The sequence below is a fragment of the Azospirillum argentinense genome, assembly GCF_000632475.1.
Taxonomy (GTDB): domain Bacteria; phylum Pseudomonadota; class Alphaproteobacteria; order Azospirillales; family Azospirillaceae; genus Azospirillum; species Azospirillum baldaniorum.
Genome location: NZ_CP007793.1, coordinates 616,424 through 628,394, shown reverse-complemented (window position 1 = coordinate 628,394; position 11,971 = coordinate 616,424). Strand labels below are relative to the sequence as shown.

Below are 11,971 nucleotides of genomic sequence, written 5' to 3'. Positions count from 1 at the left end.
GTGTCGCACTTCTTTTCAGTTGCACGGCTTTGCCCGACGCCAACAGCCGGGCTGGGGGTTCGTCGCGGAGGGACCCCGGTCACCCGTCCCGCTTGCGCTGCTCGTCGGAGGCGCCGCGGGACCCGCCGGAGCCCGAGCCACGCTCGCGCCCCTGCCCGCTGGACTGGTTCTGGCCGGGCTTGTTGCCGGCGGCCTTGTCCGGGTCCTCATGGCCGGACTTGGCGGCCTTTCCGGCACCGCCGGACTGGTGCTTTTCCTGCTCGGTGTCGCGGTTGCTGCGGGACATGGGGTTTCTCCCGGTGTGGTTTGTCGGTTTGGCGGCCTTGGCGCAGCGGGGCGTTGCCCGCACCCCTTGTCGCGGAGCCCGTGTCGCGAACCGCCTCTCGGCACAACCGGAGACGGTGCGGCGAGGTTCCGAAGCAACACAGATGCCCGGTGACCTGTTAATCCCCGCAAGACCTTGGCAAGCCGGAGAACACCCATGCCGCTCCTGTCGGCGCAGATCGGTGACACCCTGGACGAGGGGTTCGCCCCCGTGCGCCTGGAGACCGACCGCGGCCCCGTGGACGCCCGCCTCTACGCCGCCCCGGACGGGCATAAGGCGGCGGGAACGCTGGGCGTCATCTGGCTGGGCGGCGTCGGCGGCGGCTTCGACTCGCCGGCCCATGGGCTGTATCCGCGGCTGGCGGAGGATCTCAGGCCCGACGGCATCGCCTCGCTGCGTGTCCGCTACCGCAACCCCCGCGCGCTGGACGAGGCGGTGTACGACACGCTGTGCGGCCTGACCTTCCTCGGCCGGATGGGCATCCACCATGTCGCCCTGGTCGGCCACTCCTTCGGCGGGGCGGTGGCGATCCAGGCCGCGGCCTCGAACCGTGGCGCAGTCTGCACGGTGGTGACGCTGGCGACCCAGGGGCTGGGCACCGACGCGGTGGCGGACCTGAGCTGCCCGGTGCTGCTGGTCCATGGCGAGGCCGACGAGGTGCTGACGCCCATGTGCTCCATCCACGTCCACCGCATGGCGCGCGAGCCGAAAAAGCTGGTCCTGATGCCCGGCGCCGGCCATTGCCTGGACGAGACCGCCGAGGCCGTCTGCCGCGAGGTGCGCGACTGGCTCAAGGCTCAACTGCTGGCGCGGTAGGGCATATCCTCTCCCCCACGGCGTCCTCCGGGATTAGGCTGCGGCCACCTCCCCGAAAAGCCCGGAGCCTGCCGATGCTCGGCACCCTGACCCTTCTTCTCTCCTGCCAGCTGGCGGGGGAACTGACCGCCCGCCTGCTGCATCTGCCCGTGCCGGGGCCGGTGCTCGGCATGGTCCTGCTGTTCGTCGGCCTGCTGGTCCGCGGCGGCGTGCCGGAGCCGTTGCAGGAGACGGCGGGCGGCATCCTGCGCCACCTGTCCCTTCTCTTCGTTCCGGCGGGCGTCGGGGTGATGGCGCACCTGAACCGGCTGGAGGAGGAGGCCCTGCCCATCGCCGCCGCCCTGCTGGGCAGCACGCTGATCGGCGTCGCGCTGACCGCCTGGGTGATGAGCGTGCTGAGCCGCCGCGGCCCCGACGCCGAAGCCGGCAATGAGAAGAGTTCAGTCGGGAGGGACGCGCCGTGAGCCCCGATTTCCACGAAATCTGGGTCTATCTGTCGGCCAGCCCGCTCGCCGGCCTGACCCTGACTTTGGCCGCCTATCAGGCGGGAATGTGGGTGTTCGAACGGTTCGGCCGGCGGCCCGCGCTGAACCCGGTGATGATCGCGGTGCTGCTGATCGCCGCAACGTTGATGGTCGCTGGGATCGACTACCGCACCTATTTCGACGGCGCGCAGTTCGTGCATTTCCTGCTCGGCCCGGCCACGGTGGCGCTGGCGGTCCCGCTCTACCGCCAGTTCCAGCAGGTCCGCCGCTCCGCCGTGGCGCTGCTGGTCGCCCTGCTGACCGGTTCCGCCGCGTCGGCGCTGAGTGCCGTCGCCATCGCCTGGGCGCTGGGCGCGTCGGAGCGCACCATGCTGTCGCTGGCGCCGAAGTCGGTGACCTCCCCCATCGCCATGGGCGTGTCGGAACAGATCGGCGGCCTGCCCTCCCTCACCGCGGTCTTCGTGATCCTGACCGGGATCATCGCCGCCTCCTTCGGCACCTGGGTGCTGAACCTCGTCCGGGTGACGGACTGGCGGGCGCGCGGCTTCGGCCTGGGGGTGGCCGCCCACGGCATCGGCACCGCCCGCGCGCTCCAGGTCAACGAGGTGGCGGGGGCCTTCGCCGGGCTGGGGATGGGGCTGAACGGGCTGGTGACGGCGATCCTTCTGCCGGTCCTCTACCGCCTGTTCTTCACGTGAAGCCCCGTTCCGCGACAGAAGATTTCATGGAATCGTGGCTTGACAGAGCAAGCCTGCCTGCGCAGAGTGTGCCCCATGACCCGCATCGACCACACGAACGCCCTTCTGCGACTTATCACCCCGGCGCTTTGAGCGTCCGGGTCGTCTGCGTTCGTCTGCCCTGTTCCCTGGTCGAAGTGTCTGTTTTCCCATGAGCACCTATTGCACGCGTCCTTTCGGCACGCGCCCTTGCGGGGTGAAGCGTGTCTCCCGGCTGGGGCCGGGGCTGCGACTTAGGAACGGTCGCTGAGCCGTCCGGCAGCTCGGCGACCGTAATCCCGCCGGTCCCCACACCACACGAGACAACGCCCCGCTGCACAAACCGGGGCTCCCAAGGGATCACGAAGCGTCATGAACCACATCGCCACCCCCGCCGCCGCCACCTCTGCCAAGCATGAGAAGTACGTCCCCTTCGCCCCGGTGAAGCTGACCGACCGCCAGTGGCCCAACCGGACCATCGAGAAGGCGCCGGTCTGGTGCTCGGTGGACCTGCGCGACGGCAACCAGGCGCTGATCGAGCCGATGGGTCCGGACCGCAAGCGCGCGATGTTCGACGCGCTGCTGAAGATGGGCTTCAAGGAGATCGAGATCGGCTTCCCCGCCGCCTCGCAGACCGATTTCGACTTCTGCCGCGAGATCATCGAGGGCGGCAAGATCCCCGACGGCGTGACCATCCAGGTCCTGACGCAGGCCCGTGAGGAACTGATCCGCCGCACCTTCGAGGGCATCAAGGGCGCCAAGCGCGCCATCGTCCACCTGTACAACTCGACCTCGGAGCTGCAGCGCCGCGTCGTCTTCGGGCTGGACCGCCAGGGCATCGTCGACATCGCCGTCGCCGGCACCAAGCTGATCAAGCAGCTGGCCGCCGAGCATCCGGAGACCGAGATCGTCCTGCAATACTCGCCGGAGAGCTTCACCGGAACCGAGCTGGAGTTCGCCCTGGAGATCTGTGAAGCGGTGATGGAGACCTGGGGCGCCGACGCCGGCAACAAGGTCATCCTGAACCTGCCGGCGACGGTGGAGATGTCCACCCCGAACATCCACGCCGACCAGATCGAGTGGTTCTGCCGCAACATGAAGAACCGCGACGCGGCGATCATCTCCCTGCACCCGCACAACGACCGCGGCACCGGCGTCGCGGCGGCGGAGCTGGGCATGCTGGCCGGCGCCGACCGCGTGGAAGGCACCCTGTTCGGCAACGGCGAGCGCACCGGCAACGTGGACGTCATCACGCTGGCGCTGAACCTGCTGACCCAGGGCGTCGATCCGGAGCTGCGCATCGACGACATCAACGAGATCGTCCGCGTCGCCGAATACTGCACGCAGCTGCCCGTCCACCCGCGCCACCCCTACGCCGGCGAGCTGGTCTTCACGGCCTTCTCCGGCTCGCACCAGGACGCCATCAACAAGGGCCTGAAGGCGCTGGCCAAGTCCAACCACGGCACCTGGGAGGTTCCGTATCTGCCCATCGACCCGCAGGACCTGGGCCGCAGCTACGAGGCGGTGATCCGCATCAACAGCCAGTCGGGCAAGGGCGGCATCGCCTATGTGCTGGAGAAGGATTACGGCATCCAGATCCCGCGCCGCCTGCAGATCGAGTTCTCCAAGACGGTGCAGCGCATCGCCGACGAGACCGGCAAGGAGCTGGCCCCCGCCGACATCCACAACGCCTTCAAGGCGGAGTATCTGGACATCGACGCCCCGCTGGCCCTGATCGAGCATTCGACCGAGCCGCGCGGCCCGAACTCCGGCGCCCGCGTGCTGAACGTGGTGGTGTCGCGCGACGGCGTGGTCAGCACGCTGAAGGGGTCGGGCAAGGGTCCGATCGACGCCTTCCTGGACGCGCTGCGCCAGGGTGCCGGCATCGACCTGCATGTGGTGGACTACCGCGAGCACGCCGTCGGCGAGGGCGAGGACGCCCAAGCCTGCGCCTATGTCGAGGTCAAGACCAACGACGACCGCACGCTGTTCGGCGTCGGCATGGACGCGGACATCGTGACCGCCTCGCTGCGCGCCTTGGTCAGCGCCGCGAACCGCGCCGCGCGGTAAGGGGTTCGGGGACATGAGAAAGGGGCGCCCGGTGGGGCGCCCCTTTTTTGTTGGAGGGAGTGCTGGCGCTGTGCCCCCTCCCTAACCCTCCCCCGCCTGCGGCGAGGGAGGGGACTTTGGAACTTTCCCCTCTCCAGGGACCCACGCGCAAGCGTGGGAGGGTGGGGGCACCACAACGGCACCCCCTCCCCATCACCCCTCGATGCGCGAGAAGTCCGCGACCGCGTTCAGCGTCGCCCGGATCTGGCTGAGCAGGCGCAGGCGGTTGGCGCGCAGGTCGGCCTGCTCGGCGTTCACCGTCACCTTGTCGAAGAAGGCGTCCACCGGGCCGCGCAGGCGGGCCAGAGCCGCCATGGTGCCGGTGAAGTCCTCCTGCGCCAGTAGCGGCCGGGCCGTCTCGCCGGCACCGGACAGGGCGCCGTAGAGGTCCTTTTCCTCCGCGAGCGTCAGCAGGGCCGGATCGACCGGCTGGTCGTAGGCCTTGCCGTCCTTCTTCTCCTCGATGCGGACGATGTTGCTGGCGCGCTTGTAGGCGGCGAGCAGGTTCGCCCCCTCCTCCGACCCGACGAAGGTCTGGAGCGCCTTCACGCGGGCCAGCAGACGGACGAGATCGTCCTCGCCGCCCAGCGCGAACACTGCGTCCACCAGATCGTGCCGCACGCCCTGGTCGCGCAGCGTGACCTTCAGGCGGTCGGCGAAGAAGGCCATCAAGTCGGTGGCGACGCCGTCGGCAGCGGCGAAACCGCCGACCGTGTAAGCGCCGTGCGCCGCCTTGAACAGCTGCGTCAGGTTCAACCGCAGCCCGTTCTCCAGGATCAGCCGGATGATGCCCAGCGCGGCGCGGCGCAGCGCGTAGGGGTCCTTGGAGCCCGTGGGCTTCTCGTCGATGGCGAAAAAGCCGACCAGCGTGTCGAGCTTGTCGGCCAGCGCCACGGCGACCGACACCGGCGCCGTCGGGCAGCTGTCGGAGGGCCCGAGCGGCTTGTAGTGCTCGGCGATCGCCTCGGCCACCGCCGGGTTCTCGCCTTCGCCCAGCGCGTAGTAGCGGCCCATGATGCCCTGGACCTCGGGGAACTCGCCGACCACCTCGGTCACGAGGTCCGCCTTGGACAGCAGGGCGGCGCGGGTCGCGGCGTCCGCGTCGGCGCCGATGGCACGGGCGATCTCGGCGGCCAGGACCTGGACGCGGGTGACCTTCTCCGCCACCGTGCCGAGCTTGGCGTGGAAGGTGATGGCGCCCAGCTTGGACACGCGGTCTTCCAGCTTGGTCTTGCGGTCCTGGTCCCAGAAGAACTTGGCGTCGGACAGACGGGCGCGCAGAACGCGCTCGTTGCCAGCGACGATGGCCTTGCCCTCGTCCGCCGTCACCGTGTTGGCGACCACGACGAAGCGCGGCGCCATCTTCCCGGCCTTGTCCAGCAGCGCGAAATACTTCTGGTGCGTGCGCATGGAGGTGATGAGGACCTCCGACGGCACGTCCATGAACTTCTCGTCGATGGTGCCGACCAGGGCGACCGGCCATTCGACGAGGCCGGCGACCTCCTCCAGCAGCCCGTCGTCGGGGGAGAGGGTCAGTCCCTCCTGCGCGGCCAGCGCCTCGGCGTCGGCCTTGATCTTGGCCTTGCGCTCCGCGCGGTCGAGCACGACGTGGGCGGCCCGCAGCTTGGCCTTGTAGTCGGCGAAGCCGGTGACCGTGAAGGCGTCCGGCGACAGGAAGCGGTGGCCGCGGGTGCTGTTGCCGAAGGCCAGCTTGCCCTGCGACCCGCCCAGGTCGAACGAGCCCTCCAGCACGGCGCCGCCGAACAGCGCGATGATCGAGTGCAGCGGGCGCACCCAGCGCACCGTGCCGGTGCCCCAGCGCATCGACTTCGGCCAGGGGAAGTCGCCCATGACCGCCGGGATGATCTCGGCCAGCACCTCCGCGGTGGCACGGCCCTTCTTCTCCGTCACGGCGAAGTAGAAAATGCCCTTTCCGGTGTCGCGCTGCTCGCACTGGTCGAGGCTGGTCAGGCCGGCGGACTTCAGGAAGCCGGCGACCGCCTGCTCGGGCGAGCCGACGCGCGGCCCCTTCTTCTCCTCGCGGACGTCGGCGGTGCGCTCGGGCAGGCCTTCGATCACCAGCGCGAGGCGGCGGGGGGTGGAATGGGCCTCGGCCGACGCGAAGGTCAGGCCGTTGGCGGCCAGCTTCTCGGTGACAAGGCGCTTGAGGTCGTCCGCCGCGCGCGCCTGCATGCGGGCCGGGATTTCCTCGGAGAAGAACTCGATCAGAAGTTCGGGCATGTTGACCGACATGTTACTTGGCCCCCCCGGCGATCCACGCCTCGCAGCAGGCTTTCGCCAGCGCGCGCACGCGGCCGATGTAGGCGGCGCGCTCCACGACGCTGATGACGCCGCGCGCGTCCAGCAGGTTGAAGAGGTGCGACGCCTTGATGCACTGGTCGTAGGCCGGCAGCGCGACGCCCTTGGCGATCAGCGACTGGCACTCCGCCTCGGCGTCCTTGAAATGCTGGAGCAGCATGTCGGTGTTGGCGTGCTCGAAGTTGTGGGCCGAATACTCGACCTCGGCGCGCTTGAACACGTCGCCGTACTTCACACCCTGGCCGTTGAAGTCCAGGTCGTAGACGTTCTCCACGCCCTGCACATACATGGCCAGACGCTCCAGCCCGTAGGTCAGCTCGACCGCGACCGGGTCGCACTCGATGCCGCCGACCTGCTGGAAGTAGGTGTACTGGGTGACCTCCATGCCGTCGCACCAGACCTCCCAGCCGAGGCCCCAGGCGCCCAGCGTCGGGCTTTCCCAGTCGTCCTCGACGAATCGGATGTCGTGCAGCGACGGGTCGATGCCCAGCACCTTCAGGCTTTCCAGATACAGCTCCTGCGGGTTGGCCGGCGAGGGCTTCAGGATCACCTGATACTGGTAGTAGTGCTGGAGCCGGTTCGGGTTCTCGCCGTAGCGGCCATCCTTCGGGCGGCGCGAGGGCTGCACATAGGCCGCCTTCCACGGCTGCGGGCCAAGCGCGCGCAGCGTCGTCGCCGGGTGGAAGGTGCCCGCACCCACCTCCATGTCGTAGGGCTGGAGGATCACGCAGCCCTGCTCCGACCAGAACTGGTGGAGCTTGAGGATCAGGGCCTGAAAGGACAGGCCGCGGCTGTCTTGGGAAGACCCGCTCGGGGAGGCCATCGGCGGTCACTTATGATTGGTGTGGAAAAACGCGCCGCACGATACGCGGCGGAATCCCCGGAATCAAGCGCCCGCCTGGGTTTAAGGTTCAACGACCGTAAGGGCAGACCGGGCGGCCGCAGGCCACGGCGGAGCGCGGGGCGACGTAGGCGCCGCATTCCGGGCACTTCTCCATGTCCTCGGCGCCCACCTGGGGCGAGCCACCGCCGCTGGTGGAGGTGGGCTTTCCGGAGCCGCGACGCTCCCGCTCGCGCAGGCGCTCCCGACCGACCGCGCCGACGCGGTTGTACCAGCGCCAGCCGAACCACACGGCGCCGATCACCAGGGCCAGGAACAGGATCTTGGAGAGACTGAACATGGGAGGAGGATTAGGGGGTGCGGGGCCGCCCGGTCAAGAGCGGCCTTCACCCCGAACGCACCTCGAACGGTTGAACCATCGAAAATGGATCGAACATCGAAAGAAGCGCCCGTCCAGTGCAAAGAATCCTTGTCGTCCGCAGCGGAAGCGGCACCTAATGGATGAAAACCGTGCGCAGAGGAGACGCAACGTCATGAACGCCAGCGCCTATCCGGTCATCGTCCGCCCCCTGCCCCCGGAACAGGGTGTCGGCTATGTGGCCGAGGTGCCCGACCTGCCGGGCTGCACCGCGGGCGGCGCCACCCCCGCCGACGCCAGCACGGCGGCGCTCGACGCCATCGCCGCCTGGATCGAGAACGCCCGCCGCACCGGCGCGCCGGTCCCGCCTCCGTCCGAACGCCTGCGCGAGGTCACCCAGTGAGAGTCCGGAGCCCCGGTAAGAGGGAATGAGCCCTCGAACCGGGCCTCACGGCGACCACAAACGGAAAACTCAGAGGCCGTAGCGCGACCAGAGCGCGCGCTCCTCGACGGCGGACAGAGCCGCCGCGGGAAGGTCCGCCGCAAGACGGTCCAGCGCGGCCGTGCCCACCGGCGCATCCACGCGGAAGCCCATGCGGCGGAACCAGCGCCGGTCCTCCTGCACCACGCGCAGCCGGACCTTCTCGCCGAAGCGGCCGCGCAGCACGGTGCGCAGGTCGCCGATGCCGTCGATCAGCCCCAGTTCCAGAGCGCGCCGCCCCGCCCAGAAGGCACCGGAGAACAGCTCCTCCTCCGCCCCGGACAGGCGGGCGCCGCGGCGGTCGCGCACCATCGCCTTGAAGGCGTCGTGGATCTCCGCCTGGATCGCCTTCAGATGGGCCACCCCGTCCTCCCGCTCGGGCGAGAAGGGGTCGAGAATCACCTTCTTGTCGCCCGCGGTGTAGAGCCGCCGCTCGATGCCGTAGCGCTCTATGAACTCGTGCGCGCCGAAGCCGGCGGACACCACGCCGATGGACCCCAGGATGCTGCTCTCGTCCGCCCAGATCTCGTCCGCGGCGCAGGCCAGCCAATAGCCGCCGGACGCCGCCGCGTCCTCGCAGAAGGCGAAGACGGGAACCTTCTTCTCGGTGGCGAGGTCGCGGATGCGCTTGGCGATCAGCGCCGACTGCACCGGCGACCCGCCCGGCGAGTTGACGACCAACGCCACCGCCGCCTGACCCTTCGGCGCAAAGGCGCGTTCGATCAGCCCGGCCATGTTGGCCATGGTCAGGCCCTGGCGGAAGGCTCCGGCCTGACCGATGACACCGGACAGGCGGAGGACGGACACGATCGGCCCGGCGTCGCGCCAGGGGCCGAACGGGAGTTTGGCGAGCAGCTTCGTCATGTTCATCGCCGGTTGAAATGGTGGCGCTGACGCCGGATTGAAAGCGTTGGCTTAAGCGATCAGCGGTTCCATGTCGCGCAGAATCCGCTGCGCCTGCCCGCCATAGGCACCATCGGGGCCATGCAGCACCAGCCCGGCGGTGAATCGCGCCGGTGATCGCCCCCCCTTCTGCACCGCCAGCAGGATGCGCCGCGCCTCCTCCCCCGCCTTCGGCCAGAGTGGGACGAGCGTCAGGGAGCCGAATCGGGCGCCGTGCAGGGCGGCCAGGATCTCGTCCACCCGGTCGGCCCGATGGACCATGGTCAGCGTGCCGCGCGGCTTCAGCATCGCGGCGGCGAAGCGCACCCAGTCGGTCAGCCCCGCCTCCCCCTCCACGTTCGCCGCGGCCTTCCAGGGGTCGGGCGGCACGCTGGCCGCCCCGGCGCGCAGATAGGGTGGATTCATCATCACCCGGTCGAAGGTTCCGGGAACCAGCTCCGGCGGCGGGGCCAGCAAGTCGCCCTCAAGGATGCCCACCCGGCTTTCCAGCCCGTTGAGGGCGGCGTTACGCCGGGCGAACGCCGCCGCCTCCGCCCGCTTCTCCAGCCCGACGACCACGACACCCGGCACGCGGGCGGCGAGGCACAGCGCCGCCGCCCCGGTGCCGGTGCCGACGTCCAGCACCCGCTCCCCCGCCCCGGCGGCGGTGAAGGCGGCGAGCAGCACCGGGTCGATGGCGGCGCGGTAGCCGGCCTGCGGCTGGTGCAGGCGGACGCGCCCGTCGAGAAGCGTGTCGAACGCCGCGTCGCTCTCCATCGTCACGCCCCCAGCTCCTCCCCGGCGTCGCGCAGCAGGCGGCAGGCGGCCGCATGATCCTCCTCCGCCACCATCAGGCGGCGGGGGATGGCGCCGATGGAGCCCTCCAGGATGCTGGTGTGGGTGTCCAGCACGATCCCCTCGATTCCCGCGTCGGTCAGCAGGGCGAGAAGCCAGCTCAGACGGACCGGATCGGTGGTGCGCAGCAGTTCCTTCATGAAATCCCGGCTGTTCTGTGCCCTTATTCGCCTTGCGGACTTGACCGAAGAGGCTATGCCGTTATGCTCCCTGCCGGAATTCGTCACGTCAATCATCATTGGAGTCGACCTTGGCGGTCGTGACCAACCTCGAGCCGAAACGGCGGAAGTCCACCCCGCTCGACGATCTGACCGCCCTGGTGGCCGATGACCTGAGCGCGGTGAACGAGATCATCGTCCAGCGGATGCACTCATCCGTCGATATGATCCCGCAGCTTGCCGGCTATCTCATCGCCGCCGGCGGCAAGCGCCTGCGCCCCGTCCTCACCCTCGCCGCCGCCGAGTTGTGCGGCTACAAGGGCGAGGATCACAAGATGCTGGCCGCGGTGGTGGAGTTCATCCACACCGCCACCCTGCTGCACGACGACGTCGTGGACGAGAGCGACCTGCGCCGCGGCCTCGCCTCGGCCAACGCGGTGTTCGGCAACAAGGCCAGCGTGCTGGTCGGCGACTTCCTGTTCTCCCGCAGCTTCGAGCTGATGGTGGAGGTCGGGTCGCTGGACGTGCTGCGCATCCTGTCCAAGGCGTCCGCGGTGATCGCCGAGGGCGAGGTGCTGCAACTGCGCACCACCAACGACACCGAGACCAGCGAGCAGGCCTATCTGGAGGTCATCAAGGCCAAGACGGCGGAGCTGTTCGCCGCCGCCTGCCGCGTCGGCGCCGTGGTGGCCGCCCGCCCGCAGGCGGAGGAGCTGGCCCTCTACGACTACGGCATGAACCTGGGCATCGCCTTCCAGCTCGTCGACGACGTGCTGGACTATTCGGCCAAGCAGGCGAAGCTGGGCAAGACGGTCGGCGACGACTTCCGCGAGGGCAAGATCACCCTCCCCGTCGTGCTGGCCTTCCGCCGCGGCAACGACGAGGAGCGGGCCTTCTGGCGCCGCACCATGGAGGAGCTGGACCAGCAGGAGGGCGACCTGGAGCGCGCCCAGGAGCTGATGGCCAAGCACAACGCGCTGAAGGACACCGTGGAGCGCGCACGCCACTACGGCTCCATCGCGCGCGACGCGCTGGGCCTGTTCCCGGACACGCCGGTGAAGGCCGCCCTGCTGGAGGTGCTGGATTTCGTGATCGAGCGCGATTTCTAAGCTTCGGGAACTTTTTCGCCGCCGGGGGTGATTTTCACGTTGCAGCCCCCGGATCGAGCGGCTATATACGCGGCCCACGGTGACGCTGGCGACGGCGCCACCGACGGACCGGAGAGTAGCTCAGCCTGGTAGAGCACTGCTTTCGGGAGGCAGGGGCCGGAGGTTCGAATCCTCTCTCTCCGACCAACACGAAAAGGGCCGATGCGGCAACGCATCGGCCCTTTCGCTTTTCCGGCCCGGCCAACCAGCCGTTGCAGCGGCCTGCGCACCGGCTTTCGCGGCCCCGACAAAAAAACATTCCGCAAATGCCGCTTATTCCCATTGCAGCCCGCGGGCAATGGGTCTATACACCCGCTCCACGGCGACGCTGGCAACGGCGGCACCGACTGGACCGGAGAGTAGCTCAGCCTGGTAGAGCACTGCTTTCGGGAGGCAGGGGCCGGAGGTTCGAATCCTCTCTCTCCGACCAATACGAAAAGGGCCGATGCGGCAACGCATCGGCCCTTTCGCGTTTCCG

General features: G+C 69.1%; 13 protein-coding genes and 2 tRNA genes. 8 read left to right on the top strand and 7 right to left on the bottom strand.

From position 1 onward, the window contains the following. Positions 1–79: 79 nt before the first annotated feature. Positions 80–286 (bottom strand): hypothetical protein, encoded by a 207-nt coding sequence (locus tag ABAZ39_RS02940; RefSeq protein ID WP_038526580.1) that lies wholly within the window; start codon positions 284–286, stop codon positions 80–82. A 195-nt stretch (positions 287–481) separates the two neighbouring features. On the opposite strand from ABAZ39_RS02940, the gene ABAZ39_RS02935 reads away from it, so the two are divergent. From ABAZ39_RS02935 to leuA, 4 genes are all read left to right on the top strand, one after another. Then, a complete protein-coding gene (locus ABAZ39_RS02935) occupies positions 482–1,141 on the top strand; it encodes an alpha/beta hydrolase (protein ID WP_038526577.1) in 660 nt (219 codons plus the stop codon). Between the two features lie 74 nt (positions 1,142–1,215). Beyond that, complete coding sequence (locus ABAZ39_RS02930; RefSeq protein WP_038526574.1) at positions 1,216–1,605, top strand: CidA/LrgA family protein; 390 nt, start codon at positions 1,216–1,218, stop codon at positions 1,603–1,605. Further along, positions 1,602–2,324 carry an LrgB family protein gene (locus ABAZ39_RS02925; RefSeq protein WP_038526571.1) on the top strand — a complete coding sequence of 241 codons (723 nt, stop codon included), beginning with the start codon at positions 1,602–1,604 and terminating at the stop codon, positions 2,322–2,324. Before ABAZ39_RS02930 ends, ABAZ39_RS02925 begins: the two co-directional genes overlap by 4 nt. A gap of 390 nt (positions 2,325–2,714) precedes the next feature. Further along, positions 2,715–4,412, top strand: coding sequence for a 2-isopropylmalate synthase (leuA, locus tag ABAZ39_RS02920; protein WP_038526568.1), 1,698 nt, complete (start codon positions 2,715–2,717; stop codon positions 4,410–4,412). Between the two features lie 192 nt (positions 4,413–4,604). On the opposite strand, the gene glyS is transcribed toward leuA, so the two are convergent. The 3 genes from glyS to ABAZ39_RS02905 all read right to left on the bottom strand — a co-directional run bounded on the left by glyS (position 4,605) and on the right by ABAZ39_RS02905 (position 7,951). Next, positions 4,605–6,692, bottom strand: coding sequence for a glycine--tRNA ligase subunit beta (glyS, locus tag ABAZ39_RS02915; RefSeq protein ID WP_038530581.1), 2,088 nt, complete (start codon positions 6,690–6,692; stop codon positions 4,605–4,607). A 13-nt stretch (positions 6,693–6,705) separates the two neighbouring features. Continuing rightward, positions 6,706–7,593: a glycine--tRNA ligase subunit alpha gene (locus ABAZ39_RS02910; protein WP_014241189.1), complete on the bottom strand. Its 888-nt coding sequence runs from the start codon at positions 7,591–7,593 to the stop codon at positions 6,706–6,708. Positions 7,594–7,681: 88 nt separating this feature from the next. Continuing rightward, positions 7,682–7,951 (bottom strand): hypothetical protein, encoded by a 270-nt coding sequence (locus ABAZ39_RS02905; RefSeq protein ID WP_038526565.1) that lies wholly within the window; start codon positions 7,949–7,951, stop codon positions 7,682–7,684. 193 nt (positions 7,952–8,144) lie between these two features. On the opposite strand from ABAZ39_RS02905, the gene ABAZ39_RS02900 reads away from it, so the two are divergent. Continuing rightward, positions 8,145–8,372 carry a type II toxin-antitoxin system HicB family antitoxin gene (locus ABAZ39_RS02900; protein WP_038526563.1) on the top strand — a complete coding sequence of 76 codons (228 nt, stop codon included), beginning with the start codon at positions 8,145–8,147 and terminating at the stop codon, positions 8,370–8,372. A gap of 69 nt (positions 8,373–8,441) precedes the next feature. Here the strand turns inward: ABAZ39_RS02900 and ABAZ39_RS02895 are convergent, their stop codons facing one another. From ABAZ39_RS02895 to ABAZ39_RS02885, 3 genes are read right to left on the bottom strand one after another with little or no spacing between them, the layout of a single operon-like run. Continuing rightward, a complete protein-coding gene (locus ABAZ39_RS02895) occupies positions 8,442–9,314 on the bottom strand; it encodes a S49 family peptidase (RefSeq protein ID WP_308217002.1) in 873 nt (290 codons plus the stop codon). 51 nt (positions 9,315–9,365) lie between these two features. Beyond that, a complete protein-coding gene (locus tag ABAZ39_RS02890) occupies positions 9,366–10,109 on the bottom strand; it encodes a tRNA1(Val) (adenine(37)-N6)-methyltransferase (protein WP_038526557.1) in 744 nt (247 codons plus the stop codon). Between the two features lie 2 nt (positions 10,110–10,111). Then, positions 10,112–10,327, bottom strand: a complete 216-nt coding sequence (locus tag ABAZ39_RS02885) for a putative signal transducing protein (RefSeq protein ID WP_014241194.1) — start codon at positions 10,325–10,327, stop codon at positions 10,112–10,114. A 110-nt stretch (positions 10,328–10,437) separates the two neighbouring features. Between ABAZ39_RS02885 and ABAZ39_RS02880 the strand changes: the two genes are divergently transcribed. The 3 genes from ABAZ39_RS02880 (at position 10,438) to ABAZ39_RS02870 (ending at position 11,923) form a co-directional block, all read left to right on the top strand. Then, entirely contained in the window at positions 10,438–11,454 is a 1,017-nt protein-coding gene (locus tag ABAZ39_RS02880; RefSeq protein WP_014241195.1) for a polyprenyl synthetase family protein, read from the top strand. Between the two features lie 109 nt (positions 11,455–11,563). Next, positions 11,564–11,640 (top strand) — tRNA-Pro (locus ABAZ39_RS02875). Positions 11,641–11,846: 206 nt separating this feature from the next. Further along, positions 11,847–11,923 (top strand) — tRNA-Pro (locus tag ABAZ39_RS02870). Positions 11,924–11,971: the final 48 nt, after the last annotated feature.